Source organism: Streptomyces sp. SID5910 (assembly GCF_009862125.1).
GTDB lineage: Bacteria > Actinomycetota > Actinomycetes > Streptomycetales > Streptomycetaceae > Streptomyces.
This window is the reverse complement of record NZ_WWHX01000027.1, coordinates 14,585-31,745: the sequence shown is the minus strand read 5'-3', so window position 1 is coordinate 31,745 and position 17,161 is coordinate 14,585. Positions and strand designations below refer to the sequence as shown.

General features: G+C 72.0%; 11 protein-coding genes. 9 read left to right on the top strand and 2 right to left on the bottom strand.

Translation table 11 applies throughout. The features are described from left to right. The 3 genes from GTW67_RS01035 to GTW67_RS01025 form a co-directional block, all read left to right on the top strand. On the top strand, positions 1 to 1,518 hold a 1,518-nt coding region (locus GTW67_RS01035), incomplete at its 5' end, for a 1-deoxy-D-xylulose-5-phosphate synthase N-terminal domain-containing protein (protein WP_161162901.1). 152 nt (positions 1,519 to 1,670) lie between these two features. Further along, positions 1,671 to 3,185, top strand: a complete 1,515-nt coding sequence (locus GTW67_RS01030; protein WP_346010526.1) for an amino acid permease — start codon at positions 1,671 to 1,673, stop codon at positions 3,183 to 3,185. A gap of 72 nt (positions 3,186 to 3,257) precedes the next feature. Continuing rightward, positions 3,258 to 4,721 (top strand): ArnT family glycosyltransferase, encoded by a 1,464-nt coding sequence (locus GTW67_RS01025; protein WP_161162898.1) that lies wholly within the window; start codon positions 3,258 to 3,260, stop codon positions 4,719 to 4,721. Between the two features lie 334 nt (positions 4,722 to 5,055). On the opposite strand, the gene GTW67_RS01020 is transcribed toward GTW67_RS01025, so the two are convergent. After that, positions 5,056 to 5,430, bottom strand: coding sequence for a PIN domain-containing protein (locus GTW67_RS01020; RefSeq protein WP_161162896.1), 375 nt, complete (start codon positions 5,428 to 5,430; stop codon positions 5,056 to 5,058). A 68-nt stretch (positions 5,431 to 5,498) separates the two neighbouring features. Between GTW67_RS01020 and GTW67_RS01015 the strand changes: the two genes are divergently transcribed. Then, on the top strand, positions 5,499 to 6,515 hold the full coding sequence (locus GTW67_RS01015; protein WP_161162895.1) for a DUF8189 domain-containing protein: 1,017 nt from the start codon (positions 5,499 to 5,501) through the stop codon (positions 6,513 to 6,515). A 59-nt stretch (positions 6,516 to 6,574) separates the two neighbouring features. Here GTW67_RS01015 and GTW67_RS01010 read toward each other — a convergent pair whose 3' ends face one another. Then, a complete protein-coding gene (locus GTW67_RS01010; RefSeq protein WP_161162893.1) occupies positions 6,575 to 7,660 on the bottom strand; it encodes an LCP family protein in 1,086 nt (361 codons plus the stop codon). A gap of 388 nt (positions 7,661 to 8,048) precedes the next feature. Between GTW67_RS01010 and GTW67_RS01005 the strand changes: the two genes are divergently transcribed. The 5 genes from GTW67_RS01005 to GTW67_RS00985 all read left to right on the top strand — a co-directional run bounded on the left by GTW67_RS01005 (position 8,049) and on the right by GTW67_RS00985 (position 17,065). Next, the gene (locus tag GTW67_RS01005) at positions 8,049 to 9,089 is read left to right on the top strand and encodes a PLL family lectin (protein ID WP_346010525.1); all 1,041 of its coding nucleotides are present in this window, start codon (positions 8,049 to 8,051) and stop codon (positions 9,087 to 9,089) included. Positions 9,090 to 9,391: 302 nt separating this feature from the next. Continuing rightward, positions 9,392 to 11,212, top strand: a complete 1,821-nt coding sequence (locus GTW67_RS01000) for a stealth family protein (protein ID WP_237518590.1) — start codon at positions 9,392 to 9,394, stop codon at positions 11,210 to 11,212. After that, positions 11,209 to 12,183 carry a hypothetical protein gene (locus GTW67_RS00995; protein ID WP_161162892.1) on the top strand — a complete coding sequence of 325 codons (975 nt, stop codon included), beginning with the start codon at positions 11,209 to 11,211 and terminating at the stop codon, positions 12,181 to 12,183. The genes GTW67_RS01000 and GTW67_RS00995 overlap by 4 nt, the downstream gene beginning before the upstream one ends. Beyond that, complete coding sequence (locus tag GTW67_RS00990) at positions 12,180 to 15,056, top strand: stealth family protein (protein WP_161162890.1); 2,877 nt, start codon at positions 12,180 to 12,182, stop codon at positions 15,054 to 15,056. Before GTW67_RS00995 ends, GTW67_RS00990 begins: the two co-directional genes overlap by 4 nt. 35 nt (positions 15,057 to 15,091) lie before the next feature. Continuing rightward, the gene (locus tag GTW67_RS00985; protein ID WP_161162888.1) at positions 15,092 to 17,065 is read left to right on the top strand and encodes a PIG-L family deacetylase; all 1,974 of its coding nucleotides are present in this window, start codon (positions 15,092 to 15,094) and stop codon (positions 17,063 to 17,065) included. Positions 17,066 to 17,161 lie beyond the last annotated feature (96 nt).

The window sequence follows — 17,161 nt, the reverse complement described above, 5'->3', positions numbered from 1 at the left end:
GTCGTCGCCGTCATCGGCGACGGCGCCCTCACCGGCGGCATGGCCTGGGAGGCGCTGAACAACATCGCCGCCGCCAAGGACCGCCCCCTCGTCATCGTCGTCAACGACAACGAGCGCTCCTACGCGCCCACCATCGGCGGCCTCGCCAACCACCTGGCCACCCTGCGCACCACCGACGGCTACGAGCGCTTCCTGGCCCGCACCAAGGACCTCCTGGAGCGCACCCCGGTCGTCGGCCGCCCCCTCTACGACACCCTGCACGGCGCCAAGAAGGGCCTGAAGGACTTCATCGCCCCGCAGGGCATGTTCGAGGACCTCGGCCTCAAGTACGTCGGCCCCATCGACGGGCACGACCTGGAGGCCCTGGAGTCCGCGCTCACCCGCGCCAAGCGCTTCGGCGGCCCGGTCATCGTGCACTGCCTCACCGAGAAGGGCCGCGGCTACCAGCCCGCCCTCCAGGACGAGGCCGACCGCTTCCACGCCGTCGGCAAGATCCACCCCGACACGGGCCTGCCCATCTCCACCTCCGGCGCCGACTGGACCAGCGTCTTCGGCGAGGAGATGGTGAGGATCGGCGAGGAGCGCGAGGACGTCGTCGCCATCACCGCGGCCATGCTCCAGCCCGTCGGCCTCGACAAGTTCGCCAAGGCCTTCCCCGACCGCGTCTACGACGTCGGCATCGCCGAGCAGCACGGCGCCGTCTCCGCGGCCGGCCTCGCCCACGGCGGCGTCCACCCGGTCTTCGCCGTGTACGCCACCTTCCTCAACCGCGCCTTCGACCAGGTCCTGATGGACGTGGCCCTGCACAAGTGCGGCGTCACCTTCGTGCTGGACCGCGCCGGTGTCACCGGCACCGACGGCGCCTCCCACAACGGCATGTGGGACATGTCGATCCTCCAGGTCGTCCCCGGCCTGCGCCTGGCCGCCCCGCGCGACGCCGACCAGGTCCGCGCCCAGCTCCGCGAGGCCGTCGAGGTGGACGACGCGCCCACCGTGGTCCGCTTCTCCAAGGGCGCCGTCGGCCCCGCCGTACCCGCCGTCGGCCGCGTCGGCGGCATGGACGTCCTGCGCGCCCCCGGCACCGACACCCCCGACGTGCTCCTGGTCTCCGTCGGCGCCCTCGCGCCGATGTGCCTGGAGGTCGCCGGCCTGCTGGACAAGCAGGGCATCTCCACCACCGTGGTCGACCCGCGCTGGGTCAAGCCCGTCGACGAGGCCATGGCCCCGCTCGCCGAGCGCCACCGCGTCGTCGTCACCGTCGAGGACAACTCCCGCGTCGGCGGCGTCGGCTCCGCCGTGGCCCAGGCCCTGCGCGACGCGGGCGTCGACGTACCGCTGCGCGACTTCGGCATCCCGCCGCGCTTCCTCGACCACGCCTCCCGCGCCGAGGTCATGGCCGAGATCGGGCTCACCGCACCCGACATCGCCCGCCAGGTCACCGGCCTGGTCGCCAAGCTCGACGGCCGCTACGACCGCGCGGGCGCCGAGGTGGACTCGGTGGAGGCCGCCCGCGACTGACGCGCGCGACCGCTGTTGGGCCGATGGGCCGGTCTCTCCACTCGTTGCAGTGGTGAAACCGGCCCATCCGCGTGAATCGGCTCACGCCCGGGCATACGCAGTACGCCCCCCTCTCGATCATGTCGGGGACGACAAGCGTCGGAGGTACCCCCGTGAGCAACAGCAGTCTCTTCAGGACCAAGAAGATCGAGCAGTCCATCCGGGACACGGAGGAGCCGGAACACGCGCTCAAGAAATCCCTGTCCGCGCTGGATCTGACGGTCTTCGGCGTCGGTGTCATCATCGGCACCGGCATCTTCGTGCTGACCGGCACGGTCGCCAAGGACAACGCCGGTCCCGCCGTCGCCCTGGCCTTCGTCGTCGCCGGTGTCGTGTGCGCGCTCGCCGCCCTGTGCTACGCCGAGTTCGCCTCGACGGTCCCGGTGGCCGGCTCCGCCTACACCTTCTCCTACGCCTCGCTGGGCGAACTGCCCGCCTGGATCATCGGCTGGGACCTGGTCCTGGAGTTCGCGCTCGGCACGGCGGTGGTGGCCGTCGGCTGGTCGGGCTACATCCGTTCCTTCATGGACAACGCCGGCTGGCAGTTCCCCGAGGCCCTCGCCGGCCGGGAGGGCGCCGACGGATTCGGCTTCGACATCCTCGCCGCCGCACTGGTGCTGGTGCTCACCGGCATCCTCGTCCTCGGCATGAAGCTGTCGGCCCGCATCACCTCGCTCGTCGTCGCCATCAAGGTGACCGTGGTCCTCATCGTCATCATCGCGGGCGCCTTCTTCGTCAAGGGCTCCAACTACGACCCGTTCATCCCCGACGAGCAGCCGGTGGAGGCGGGCGGGGGCCTGCATTCCCCGCTGATCCAGCTGATGTTCGGGTGGGCGCCGTCCAACTTCGGCGTGATGGGCATCTTCACCGCCGCGTCGGTCGTCTTCTTCGCCTTCATCGGCTTCGACATCGTCGCCACAGCCGCCGAGGAGACCAAGAACCCGCAGCGCGACATGCCCCGCGGCATCCTCGGCTCCCTGTTCATCTGCACCATCCTCTACGTGGCCGTCTCGATCGTCGTCACCGGCATGCAGCACTACTCGAAGCTGTCCGTCGACGCCCCGCTCGCCGACGCGTTCAAATCCACCGGGCACCCCTTCTTCTCCGGCGTGATCAGCTTCGGCGCCGCCGTCGGCCTGACCACGGTGTGCATGATCCTGCTGCTCGGCCAGACCCGGGTGTTCTTCGCGATGAGCCGCGACGGACTGCTGCCGCGCTTCTTCTCCGTGGTCCACCCGAAGTTCCGGACGCCGTACCGGCCGACCATCCTGCTCGGCGTGATCATCGCGATCGTCGCGGGCTTCACCAGCCTGAGCGAGCTGGCCGAGCTGGTGAACATCGGCACGCTCTTCGCCTTCGTGGTCGTCGCCATCAGCGTGATCATCCTGCGCCGCACCCGCCCCGACCTGCCGCGCGCCTTCCGCACCCCGCTGGTCCCGGCGCTGCCGATCGTGTCCGTGGCCGCGTCGCTGTGGCTGATGCTCAACCTGCCCGCCGAGACGTGGGTCCGGTTCGGCATCTGGATGGCGATCGGTTTCGTCGTCTACTTCCTCTACGGCCGCACCCACAGCCGCCTGGCCCGCGGCGAGGACACCCCGGCCCAGCCGTCCGGCGGCAACGCACCGTAGTTTCCGCCCCACCTCGGACCGGCCCCGTATGTCCTTTACCTCTGGGAATGCGGGGCCGGTTAGCGTACGGCCATGCATGCCCGGCTCCTCACCCCGTCACGTTCCGTACCGATCGTGCGCGAGGGTGCCGGCTACTGGCCGCGCCTGCTGCCCCTGCTCGCGGTCCTGGCCTGCGTCACCCGCGTCCCGTCCTTCACGCGCCCCCTGTGGAACCCCGACGAGGGCTACCTCGCCGTCCAGGCCGGTCTGCTCGCCCACGGCGGCGCGCTGTACGAGACGGTCGTCGACCGCAAGCCGCCGCTGGTGCCCTGGCTGTACCAGGCCGCGTTCGCCGTGGCCGGCCACGCGTCGCTGACGCCGCTGCGGATCCTGGCGGTCCTCGCGCAGCTCGCCACCGCCGTCGCCCTCGCCTCCCTCGCCCGGCGCCGCTGGGGTGACACCGCCGGCCGCACGGCGGGCGTGCTGTACCTGCTGATCTCCGTCGGGCTCAACCCGGAGGACGCCCAGGCGGCCACCTTCGAGGTGTTCATGCTCCCGTGCACGGCGGCCGCGATGTGGTGCGCCGACCGCCGCCGCCCGGGCGCCGCGGGTCTCGCCGTCGGCTGCGCGTTCCTCGCCAAGCAGACCGGCGGCGCGGTGCTGCTGCCGGTGCTGTGTCTGCTGTGGCTGCGCGACGCCGGGCGAGGCGGGCTGCTCCGGCTGGCGGCGGGTGTCATGGCACCGGTACTGGGCGCGGCCCTGGTCACCGACCCGGCGGGCTTCCTCTTCTGGACGGTCACCGGATCGGGCACCTACGCGTCCCTCGACGGCTCCGTCCTGCCCGTACTGGTCCGGGCCCTGGCCAACACCGGCATCCTGGCCGTGGCCTGCGCGGGACTGCTCCCACCCGTCCTGCGGTCCCTGCGCGTCGCCCGCCCGGGCGCCGACCTGTGGCTGTGGCTCGCCGCGTCCGCCGGGGCGGTCACGGTGGGCCTGCGCTTCCACGGCCACTACTTCCTACAACTCCTGCCGCCGCTGGCCCTGCTGGCCACGGCCGCGCTGCGCACCGCGTCCCGGGAGTACCGGGCGCGTACGCTCCTCGTCACGGCGTCCTGCTGCGCGCTGTTCCTCACCTGGGGCCTGTTCGCGCCCCGCGCCGAACTCGACCACGCCCGTCGCCTCGCCGACACCGCCGCGCAGCGCACCCGCCCGGAGGACCGCGTCCTGTTCTGGGGCATGCACCCCGAGGCGTACTGGTTCGCCGGCCGCACCCCGGCCAGCCGCTACCTCACCGCCGGCCTGCTCACCAACTACGGCGGCGGCCGGGACGGCACGAAGGTCGGCGAACGCTACGGCGTCGAGGGCGCCTGGCACACCTTCCGCGAGGAACTGACCACCCGTCCACCGACCCTGGTCGTCGACGACTCCCGGGGCAAGCCCTACGCCCCGGAGCACCTGCCGACCCTGCGACGCCTGCTGGGAACGGAGTACGAGCAGGCGGGGGAGGTGGAGGGGGCGACCCTGTACCGGCGCGTGCCGGGCGGGTCGGGGGAGTAGGCCCTGGCGGGCCCGGCGGGGGAGCAGGCCTCGGGGGTGCGGCGGGGGAGCAGGCCTCGCGGGGCCCGCCGGGGGAGTCGGTCCTGCCGGGTTCGGCGAGGGAGCAGGCTCGGGGCGCGGCGGGGGAGCAAGCACCGCGGGGCCCGCTGGGGAAGTCGGCCCTGCCGGGCTAGGCGGGGGAGCGGGCCTCGCGGCGCTCGCCGGGCGAGTCGGCCCTGGCGTGCCCGGCCGGGGAAGTCGGCCATGGCGGGCCCGGACCGGGAGCAGGCCTCGGGGGCGGGGGAGTAGGCCTCGGGGGCCCGGCGGGGCAGCGAGCCGAGGCGACCCCGGGCGCTCAGACCGGTCTGACCGTCCGCGGGCCCGCCACCTCCGCGCCCAGCTCCGTCACCCGGCGGCGCAGCTCGCGGTCCGCCGTCACCAGGAGGACGGGGCGGTCACCGGCCCGCTCGACCAGCTCGACCATGTGGTCGTCCCCGCTGCCGGGCGCCGCCTCCACCCGTACGCCGGGCACGGACTCCACGCCGCGGGCCGCGCCCTCGACGACGAGGACGATCTCCACCACTCCGTCCCGCCCCGGCACCCCGTCCGACGCCAGCCGGTCGCGCAGCCGCTCCGCCGCCCCGCGCCGGTCCCGCCACCATCCGTCCGGCACGGACCCCACGACGTTCGCGCCGTCGACGATCACGAGGAGGGCTCCGCTGTCGCTCATGGGGCCAGGGTCGCACGCAAGGGCACCCGGCCGGAGCGCTCCGGCCGACGGCGTCATAAAATGATCAGGTGAACGGCGAGTGGCTCATACGCGGCCGGGACGGCCGACTCAGCGTCTACCTGGTCACCCAGGACGCTGTCCTGTGCCGGGCGGAGCAGATGCCCGGCGGTACCTGGGACGCCCCGCGCAGGACAGGCGGGGACCAGCGACTGCATCCGGGCCTGGCGGTCGGCCAGGGCGCCGACTCCTACGCGCACCTGGTCGCCTGGCGGCCCACGGTGCCCGGCGAATCCGGCCTGGTGCACTCCACCCACTTCCGGCCGCTGCTGGCCGCCCTGGACTGGGAGCCGGTGGGCCATCCGAGCGGCAAGGGCGACCGCACCGGCAGGCCCGCCGTCGCGATCGACCCCCAGGGCCGCGCGCACGTCTTCGTGCGCAACGGCGCCGGCGGGCTCGGCATGCGGGCCCAGAAGCAGAAGGGCGGCTGGGGCCCCTGGCGTGACCTCAAGGGCGCCGAACTCCAGGACGCGCCCGTCGCGGTGGCGGGCAGGGACGGCCGCATCGAGGCGTACGCGGCCGGCGCCGGCACGATCCTGCACTGGCGCCAGGAGGCGCCGGGCACGGAGTTCCAGCTGGTCGACGCGGTCGAGGCCACGGCCCGGCCGGAGACCCTGCGCGCCCTGGCCACGTCCGACGAGAACACCACGCTGTTCTTCACCGACCCGTCCGGCACCCTGTGCGCCTGGCGGCCCGGCACCGACCCCGTGTCCGTGCTCACCGCGGCGGGCCCCGGCCCGGTCGCCGCGCTGCGCTGCGAGCTCGACGGCCACGACTGCACGCTGCTGGCCCAGTGCACGCCCGCAGGCCGGGTCGCCTTCGCGGCGTACCCCGCCGAGCAGGAGTCGGCGGGCGCCTGGTGGACCGAGTCCGGCCCGCACCTGCCCGCCGACGCCGAAGTCTCCCTCGCCCTGGACGCCGACGACCGGCTGGTGGCGGCGGTCCTGTCCCCGTCGACGGGCAAGCTCCTCCTCACCCGCCGCAAGGACGAGCCGGGGCTTGCACTGACGGAGTGGCGGGAGGTCTGACGCACGCGGAGCCCCGGCCCCGCCGCCCTGCCGAGTGGGCGGCGGCGGGGCCGGCCGGATCAGGAAGTCCCGCCGGTCGCGGGGGACTTCTTGGCCGACTCCGGGATCTCCTCGTCGCCGCGGATCGCCTTCCACAACGCCGACGCCTGCGGCTCGGCGGCCACCACCCGGTTCTTGTCGATCTTGTCGTACGCCACCGGAAGCATGACCGTCTCCATGGTGGACGGGTCGACGCCGTTCAGACTGCGGCCGAAGTCCGCCAGCGCGGTGAGCGAGGCGAGTTCGGAGTCGGTGGTGAGCGCGGCGGTGAGCGTGTCGGCGATCTTGTAGGTCTTGGTCGGGCTGCCCAGCAGGTCCTGCTTCTTGATCTCACCGAGCAGCGCGATCATGAACTCCTGCTGGAGGCCGATGCGTCCGAGGTCGCTGCCGTCGCCGATGCCGTGCCGGGTGCGGACGAACTGGAGGGACTCGGTGCCGTCCAGGCGGTGGGTGCCGGCGGTCAGGTTCAGCCCGCTGGAGCTGTCGTGGATGTCCTGGTCGACGGTGACGGAGACGCCGCCGATCGCGTCCACCAGGCCCTTGAAGCCGGCGAAGTCGATCTCCACGTAGTGGTCCATGCGGACGCCGGACATCTTCTCGACCGTCTTGACCACACAGGCCGGACCGACCTGCGAGTAGATGGAGTTGAACATCACGCGCTCGGCCGAGGCCGCCTCGGAGCCGTCCGACCTGGTGCACTCGGGGCGGGTCACCAGGGTGTCGCGCGGGATGCTGACGGCGACGGCCTTCGTGCGGCCCTCGGGTATGTGCATCACCAGCGCCGTGTCCGAACGGGCCCCGGCGACCTTGCCGGTGTGCAGCTCGGCGTTGTCCCCGGCACGCGAGTCGGAGCCGAGGATCAGGATGTTCTGCCCGGAGGTGGGCAGCTTCTCGGGCCGGTCCTTGCCGATCGCCTCGTTGATGTCGACGCCCTTGAGGTTGCCGTCGAGGTCGCTGTAGAGCCAGTAGGCGGTTCCGGCCGCGGCCGCGACGAGGACGACCAGGGAGAGCAGGATCCACCGCCCGGTGCGCCGCCTGCGGCGGGGCGCTGCCCGCCGGGGGGACCGGTGGGAACGGCTCGGGCTGTCGACGGCTGGAGTCGTCATCGGGTAGGTCGTCCTCGTCTGTTCGTGCCAGGTCTGCTCGCGGGTCGCGCCAGGGTCACTGCCATGGCACACATGAGCCACAGGCGAACGGACAGACCGGCAACAGACCCCGGGCGTTGTACGGCGGTGACCGACATCACAGGACCGGATCGGTGGCAGTGCGCCGGTGTTCCCCGAGGTCCCGCGCCTGCGAGGCGATGCCGCCGGCCACGCCCCCCGGGCGGCCAGGACGTGTACGCCTTGTGCATATCATGTGCGGATTCCAGGTCCCGCGTCCAGGTCGGGGGAAGTCTTCAGGGGGTCGGTCATGGTGATTCGGGATCGGTCCGCGCGTGCTTCGCGGAGCCGCCGCTCCGGGGCGGATGTCCAGGCCGCGTCTCGTCCCACCGTGACCGGCACCGCCGCCGGTTCGTGGCTGGTGCGCGGCAAGGACGGGCGGCTCACCGCGTACGCCCCTTGTGGCGGCGGCCTGTTGCGCTGGACCGAGACCCGGCCGGGCGGCCCCGGCTGGACCGGTCCCGAGTTCGTCGCCGTCGCGGATCTCACCGACCTGAGCGTGAGTCAAGGCGGCGACACCTACGTCCATTTCCTGGGGCGGCGCGAGCGGCGCCGGGCGGACGGCGCCGTAGAGGTCGACGTGGTGCACGCGATCCAGTACCAGACCGGGCGGCCGGTCACCGAATGGCGTTCCCTGGGCAATCCGCACGGAGAGCCGGAGCGGGCCGCCCGGTTCGGGGTGCCGGCGGCCGCCGTGGACGCGGCCGGGACGGTTCACGTCTTCGTCCGCAACGCGGGTGGCGGCCTGATGATGCGCCGGGAGGGTCGGGGCGGCAAGTGGGAGCCCTGGGCCGACCTGAGGGGCGCCGACGTGATGGACGGGCTGGCCGCGACCGCCGCGTCCACCGGCCACATCCAGGTTCTCGCCCCCGCCGGCGACGCGGCGCTGCACTGGATCCAGCCGGAGCCGGGCGCCGTCCCGGAGCGCTCCCACGACGTACGGCCCGGACCCGTGCCGGGGTCGGCGGCGGCACTCGAAACCGCTCCCGGCCGTCTCACCTGGTTCTGGACGGATCCGCTCAGCGGCGGCCTGGTCTGTCACCGGCCCGGCGGCTGGTCCGTTCCACTGGGCGGCGCGCCCTCGGACGGCGGGAACGCGGTGCTCCGTGCCTCCCTCGACGGGTACGACTGCACGGTGATCGCCCACCGAGGCGCGGCCGGCGGGGTGCTGGTCGGTGTCTGCGGCACGGAAGCCGAGTCGTCGGGCCTGTGGTGGACGGACACCGGGCGCGACTGCGTGGGCGACCCGGCTCTCGTCCACGACGCCTACGGCCGTGTGGTGCTCGCCGCGTTGGGACCGGACGGCGCCCTGTGGGTGGCGCGGCAGCAGCCTCAGCCCGGGCTGGTGTTGGAGGAGTGGGTGCGCGTCTGACCGTGCTCCCCGCGTACGAGGACCGCGTACGAGGAACACGTGAAGACGGAAAAGGTTGCCCAGATGTGGCATGTATGACAGACGTATGCCGGAAACGCATTACTTCTGGACACATTAAGGTTCTGATGTAAACATTCTGTTTGATCAGTGAGCATCACGTGAACATCGGCTGTGCGGCTGGTGAAGAAGGTGGTGGCAACCGGTCCCGGCGGCCGTCGCACATGGGGGTGTGCTCGCCGGCAAGGGTGGGGACAGCCGTCGGAGTCGTTCTGCTCCGACCTCGATGTGGATGGTGCGGAAGTCTGGTGAGCCTCAACAATCCCGAGGCGAGCGCGCTCGTGTCGACATATCGATCTCTGGTGCCGGTGGGGGCGAGGCGTCGGATCGTGCGTCGCGTGCCGGGGGGCCTGCGCACGTCGGTGAAGCGCTCGCTGGCCTCCGCGGACGCCGTGCGTTCCGCCGTGGTGGTGCGTGCCCTGGGCGGAAACCGCAAGGCGGGCAGGCACACACCCGGCACGCGGGCGCGGGTCGTCCGCCTGGCCGGCAGGCACCTGCGGGCCGTCGAGGTCCTCGGCGCCACCGCCTGGGCGGCCCGCGCCCGCAACCTCCACATCGTGGTCTCGCTCCTGGAGGAAGCCGGGATCGACTACTTCTGTGTCCGCGGCACCGGCTCCCTCGTGCCCTGCGTGGCGGTCCCCGCCCGGCACCGCGCCGAAGCCGAGGAGCTGCTGCGGCTCGCCTGCGAACACAACCCCGGCTACCTGGGGACGGGGAACGAGGGCCAGCTGCGGCCCGGTTCCGCCCCGGCCGCGTGGCGGTCGCTGCGCGCGCACGGCGTACTCCGCCTGACCTGGGTGGTCTGCGACCCCACCGGGCACCTGGTGTTCGGTCCCGAGTACGGCTGCGACCTGGAGTTCTGGACGGAGCGGGACGGTCGGCTCGTCGCGCCCCGCCCCAACAAGGTGGTGACGGAGATCCCCGCGGACGCGGGCCGTTGCCGGCTGGAGCAGAATCGTTTCAGTGCCGTTCCGGCCGTCTACAGCACCGGCCATGCCCGGACCCTCCCCGAGTTCGCCGCCGCACTGCCCGACGACCACCTCTTCCCGATCGACGTCGTCTACACCTGGGTGGACGACTCCGACCCGGAGTGGAGGGCGAGCAGGAACCTGGCGCGTCACGAGCTCACCGGGGCCCAGGGGACCGGCCTGCACGAGCAGGCGGCCAACGACGCCCGCTACACCAGCCGCGACGAGCTCAAGTACTCGTTGCGCTCGATCCACCAGTACGCCCCGTGGGTGCGGAACATCTTCCTCGTCACGGCCGGACAGGTGCCGTCGTGGCTGAACACCGACTTCCCCGGCATCAGGGTGGTCGACCACCGGGAGATCTTCTCCGACCCCAGAGCGCTGCCGACGTTCAACTCCCACGCGATCGAGAGCCAGCTTCACCACATCCCCGAGCTGGCGGAGCACTTCCTCTACCTGAACGACGACGTGTTCTTCGGCCGGCCCGTGCAGCCCGGACAGTTCTTCCACGCCAATGGGCTGACCAAGTTCTTCCAGTCCAAGGCGCTGATCCCGTCCGGCCGGGCGAGTACCGAGGACCTCCCCGTCAACGCCGCCGGCAAGAACAGCCGCGGACTGATCGCCCAGCAGTTCGGCACCGTCATCTCCCAGAAGATGAAGCACACCCCGCACGCACTGCGGCGCAGCATCCTCGCGGAGATCGAACAGGTCTACGACAAGGCCCACCGCGTGACCCAGCACTCGCGGTTCCGCTCGCCCAGCGACGTGCCCATCGCCTCCTCGTTGCACCACTACTACGCCTACCAGTCGGCACGCGCCACGGTCGGTGACATCCGCTACGTCTACATCGACCTGGCCGACAACCTCGCGCAGCGCAGGCTGAACAACCTCCTCGCACGGCGCAACTTCGACACCTTCTGCATGAACGACACCGTCACCGCACGAGACCCGGAGGCCCAGTCCCGGATGGTCGCCGACTTCCTGGACGCCTACCTCCCGGTGCCCAGCCCCTTCGAAACGGCCTCCGGCATCGTTGCTCCGCGCCGGCCGGCCGAGCAGGGCGCACGGGTCGCCGAACTGGGGCACGCCGGACCATGACCACACGAGCCAAGAGCCCCGCTGCGGCGAGCGGCGGGGCGGGCCGCCCGCGCCGTGGCGTGCGCTCCCGAGCGGCGGCGCTGCGCAACCTGCTCATGCTGCGCCTCTTCCTGCCCCTGCGCCGAGGCCGCACGGCACAACTCCGCTACGCGGCCATCCTCGACGGACAGACCATCAACCTGCACGCCGAGCTGCCCTCTTCCGCGCGGCTGCCCGAGCGGGCCGAGGTCGTGCTGCAACGCGGCCGCCGTCGCTTCACGACGGAGGCCCACGCCTATGAGGGCCCCGGCGGCGAGATCCTCGTCGACGCCGCCGTCCTCCTCGGCGCGGACGTCGGCGGAGTTCCGGTGGACAGCGGGCGCTGGCGGCTGCGCCTGCGCCTGTCGGGGCGCCGTTCCCGCACCCTGTCCTTCCTGCTGCTCCAGCCGCCCATGCCGTACGAGGGCCCGACCAAGCCCATGGCGGCCTCCCCGGTCACCGGGGAGCGCCACCGGATCGGTCGCTCCTTCCGCGGCAGCGCACGTCTCGTCAGCACCGGCGCCCGTCCCTCCGCCGAGGTGACCAAGGTACGGATGACGCATGCCGGCGTCACCGTGGACTTCCGGTTGCTCGGGGACCGGGCCGACACGCCGTGGGCCGAGTTCGTCGCCTCCGGGCGCCGGATCGAGCAGCCCGTCACGGCCCTGGAGGCGGGGGCCTTCCGCGTCGAGGTGCCGCTGGACCGGATGCCGCCGCGCGGCACCCGGCCGGAGCACTGGGACATCGTCCTGGCCGACCGCACCGGACGGTCGCGGCGCCTGGGACGCCGGCTGCACGACGTACGCAACCCGCTGCGGGTGTTCGCCATGCGCAGTCTCGCGATCACCCCGCCGGGCCGACTTCCCATGATCGTCCAACCGCGCTACACCCCCGCAGGAAATCTCCGGGTCACCTGCACGCGCATGCCCGAGGCAGGCCGAACCGCCACATGAAGATCACGTTCCTGCTGACCACGGCCGACGCGGTCGGCGGCACCGAACGGGCGGTGTTCAACCAGGCGTCCGAGCTGGCCGCCCGGCACGACGTCCGGGTGCTCAGCGTCTTCAAGAGCAAACGAGAGCAGTTCTTCACCCCCCACGAGCGGGTCCGGGTCGACTACCTGATCGACCTGACGTCCGCCGTCCCGCGTCCCCTGCGCCACACCCAGGTCGGCGACTCGGTGTGGCCGGGGCTGGCCGCGCAGCCCAGCCAGATCGTCGACCGCTCCTGGGAGTCGGCGTTCAACCGGCTCTCCGACCTGGAACTGGAACTGGCCCTCCAGGACACGGACACGGACGTGCTGGTCACCACCACGCCGGCCCTCATGGCGCTGGCCGTCCAGCTGGCGCCGGCGCACGTCATCACCGTCCACCAGGAGCACCGCGTCTCCGAGCTGCGCGGCACCAGCGGGGAGCCGCTGCGTCGGTACGCGGCCCGGCTGGACGCCCTGGCGGTGCTCAGCGAGCGCACGCGTGACTGGTTCGCCGAGACCCTCGGCGACTCCGCACCCCGGCTGGAGGTCGTCCCCAACGCCCTGCCGAGCGGTTTCCGGCCCCGCTCGACCCTTCAGACCCGCACCGTGGTGATCGCCGGCCGGCTCGTCGCGGAGAAGCAGATCGATCACGCCGTGACCGCTTGGGCCACCGTGGCCCGGTACCACCCCGACTGGCAGTTGCGGATCTTCGGCGACGGGCCGCTCAGCGGTGCCCTGCGCCGGCAGATCGACATGCTCGGACTGCACGACTGCGTCCAGCTCAACGGCAACTCGCGGCACCTGGCGGAGGAATGGGCCAAGGCCAGCATCGCCACACTCACCTCACGCAACGAGGCGTTCGGCCTAGTGCTGGCGGAGGCGCACGCGGCCGGTGTCCCCGTCGTCTCGTACGACTCTCCCAACGGGCCGCGCGAAGTGGTCATCGACGGACAGACCGGCATCCTCGTCCCGCCCGGCGACACCGACGCCCTGGCGTCAGCCCTCATGTACCTCATCCAGGACACCGATCTGCGGCAGCGGATGGGCGCCGCCGCCCTCGCGTCCGTCAAACGCTTCTCGCCCGGCGTGGTGACCGCCGCCTGGGAGCGGATCTTCCACGATCTGGTGGCGGAACGCGACAGCGGCCGCCGTACCGAGGCCAAGGCCGAACGACAGGCCCTGCACGCCTACTACAGCGGGGCCGACGGTCTCGTTCCCGCCGCCGCACCCGCACCGGCCACCACCGTGCGCACCTCCGACCAGCGTGCGCTGGAAGCACGGCTGCTCAAGCGGCGAGACCTCGTCAAGGACGGCGGGCAGGTGTGCCGCACGCTGGAGTGGGAGTCACCCTGGGACGTGGTCCAGCAGAACCTCGCGCTGGCCGCGAACGCCCTCGAAGCCGCCGGCATCCCCTATCTCGTGGTACGCGACCACCTTGTCCGGCACACCATCGCGGTGCACGCCGTGTACAAGGAGGACGTCTTCAAGGCCATCGCCGACCGCTACACCCAGGACGCGGTGTACGCCGCGGTCCTCAACGAGGGCCAGAAGACGGTCGCCACGGTCCTGGCCGGGCTGGTGGGACCGTACGCGGACACCCCGGCCTCGGGCGTCCGCGTGTACCAGAACGTCGTGTCCCCTTCGCGCATCCTGCGCCTCGGCGCCGTCTACGGCTGCACCGTCTCCTTCTGGGACAACGATCCCGACGACGAGACCCAGAGCCATCTCAAGGCCCCCGCGCGTACGTTGATCGGCGACCGGGTTCCCGTCCGCGCCATGCACAGGGCCGGCATCACCCTCGGCGGGCGCCACTATCCGACCGTCGCTCCCTACGCGCAGACCCTCCACGGCGACGTCGCGTTTCCCGTCGACGCCGTCTACACCTGGGTCAACGGCGCGGACATGGCGTGGCTGGAGCGCAAGAACGCCGTTCTGGCCGCCATGGGCCTGGAGACGGAGGACGCCGCGACCAGTGCGGCCCGCTTCCGGGACCGCGACGAACTGCGGTACTCCCTGCGCTCCATCGACATGTACGCGCCCTGGATCCGCAACATCTACCTCGTCACGGACCAGCAGGTCCCGCACTGGCTGGATCTACGCCATCCCCGTGTGCGGGTCGTGGACCACTCGGAGATCTTCGGCAACCGGGGCGTTCTCCCCACCTACAACTCCCACGCCATCGAGAGCCAGCTGCACCACATCGACGGACTGGCCGAGCACTTCCTGTACTTCAACGACGACGTGTTCCTCGGCCGGACCGTCCAGCCCGACACGTTCTTCCTGGGCAACGGCCAGGCGAAGTTCTTCATGTCCCCGACGTCCGTGCCGATGGCACCGCCGACGACCGACGACGAGTTCAACATCAGCGCCGCCAAGAACAACCGGGCGCTGATCCAGCAGGACTTCGGGCAGACGCTGGTGCACTCCTTCCTGCACGCCCCGCACCCGCTGCGGCGCAGCGTGCTCGCGGACATAGAGCAGCGCCACCACCATGCCGTGGCGGTCACGGCGGCCAGCCGGCTGCGCAGTCACAGCGACATCTCCGTCGCTTCCTCGTTGCACCACTACTTCGGCTACCACACCCTGCGCAGCGTGCCGGGCAGCATCTCCTGCGGATTCGTCAACGTGGGCCTCAGCGAGCACGCCCCTCGGCTGAACCGGATCCTCACGGTGCGGCCGCACGACGTGTTCTGTCTGAACGACTACCACGACGGCGACGTGCCCGAGGACGAACAGGACGCCGTCCTCGGCGCGTTCCTGCCCAGCTACTTCCCCGTGCCGAGCCAGTTCGAGACCGGGTCGGTGCGCAATCAGCGCGCACACGCCGGTTACCTGCCGGGGTGGCCGCTGTGACCACACCGCATTCCACCGTCGGGAGGAGCAACAGCGTGACCAGTCCCGCGTCCGTGCTGCAGATCGTGGCCCATCCGGACGACGACCTGTACTTCATGAACCCGGCCACGTTCCAAGGGCTGAAGGCCGGCACGCGCACCACCACGGTGTACCTGACCGCCGGTGACGCGCTCGGCAAGAACCCGAGGCCGTGGCAGACCGGGCCGGTCGTCGAGGACCGGGAGGCCTACGGCAAGGCACGGCAGAACGGGATCAAGGCCGCCTACGCCTTCATGACGCTCGGCGACCGCACGGCCGCGTGGAAGCCGGCCACGCTGTCCACGGCGGCCGGCGCGGTGGCCGAGGTGTACTCGCTCGCCGACGCCCCCTGGGTGACGCTGGTCTTCCTCAACATCCGGCAGCACGGCACACCGGAAGGCCCGGCCCGCAGCCTGCACGTCCTGTGGCGCGACGAGGTCGAGGCGGTGCCGACGCTCGTGCCCAGCGGCGGCCTGGTCCACGAGGCGTACCGGTACACGCGGACCGGACTCGTCCGGACGCTGGTGCAGATCATGGACCTGGTCCGCCCCACGCTGATCCGCACCATGGATCCGGACCCCGACCGGCTGGTGCACGACGAGAAGTTCCCCCAGCGCCACGACTACGGCGACCTGTCCGACCACTGCGACCACACGGCGGCGGCCCTGTTCTGCTGGGTGGCCCTGGACCACTACCAGGGACCGGGGGAGAACGGCACGTTCGCCGTGGAGGCGTACCGCGGCTACTACAACGAACGGTGGCCGCACAATCTCGGTCCGCAGGCCGTCTCCCTGAAGGAGTTCTTCCTCAACGTCTACGGAGCGGCGGACGGCCACGACTGCGGCGACCCGGCCGGCAGCGGCGACTACTCCGTCGGTCTCAACTCGCGGGGAACCGGCTGGCTTCAGAGCACCGCCCCGCGTTACCCGGTCGGTGCGCACTGGCTGCTTCCCGACCGCCGTGGCCGGCTGGCGGCCTTCACCGTGATCAACCAGCAGGCCGCGGTGTGGCTGGAGGCGGAGCCCGGGAGCGATCACTGGCGTGGACCGTTCTTCCTCGGTGGCGGTCCGCTCGCTCCGGGGCTGGCCGTCAGTCTCACTCCCGACGGCCGTTGGCAGATCTTCGCCGAGCGGCTGTCCCACCTGGCCGCGGACGACGGCCACGTCCGCGAGATCGTGCTGCTCGAACAGGCCGAGCGCGACGGGGCGTTCCCCGGCTGGATCACTCTGGGCAACCCCTCGGCGGGTGACGCGCGCCGAGACCGCCACCTCGGTGGCCCTGTGGTGACCCGCGACGGCCGGGGCCGACTGCATGTGTTCGTGCGCAACGCCGGCCAGGGCCTGCACAGCAGGGTTCAGGACGCCGACGGCACCTGGGGCGAGTGGCAGGACCTGCGTGGCTACGACCTCCAGGAGGGCATCGCCGCGCTGACCGCGCCCAACGGCAGGGTGGAGGTGTTCGGCGCCAGCCGCGAGGGCGTCTTCCACTGGGCCCAGGGCTCACTCGACGAACCGCTCACCCGGGCGCCCAGGTTCCGGCTGGCCACGGCCGCGGGCGCCGTGTCCGCCGTCGTCCAGCCGAGTGGGCAGGTCATGACCGTCTACCGGCAACCGGACTCGGGCCGTCTTCTGATGGCGCAGGAGGACGCACCGGGCGGCCGTTGGGCACAGCCCGCCAGCTCGATCGGCGGCCGCGGCGGGTACGGATCCGTCGCCCTCGCCGCAGGCCCGGTCCCCGAGGCCGGCACGCTGGTCGCCTGCCGCAGCGACCTCGGCGGGGTGGCCTATCGCTTCTTGCCGGGCGCCGACCAGCCCTGGCAGGAGTTGTCCGCGGCCGCTCTGGGCGGCACGGTCGTCGGCGCTCCTGCCGCGGCCTTCGATGCTCTGGGCCGTGCGACGATCGCGGTCGTCGGCGCGGACGGACGCCTGGCCGTCGCCCGTCAGGCGGCCCCGGGAGCTGTGGAGTTCGGGCCGTGGACGGTGGCGGGCTGAGCCGAGGGAGCGACGGACGCCGGTGAGCCGGCACCACGCGGAAGAGGGCCTCCACCGTCGGTGGAGGCCCTCTTCACATACCGGAGCGGTCAGGCG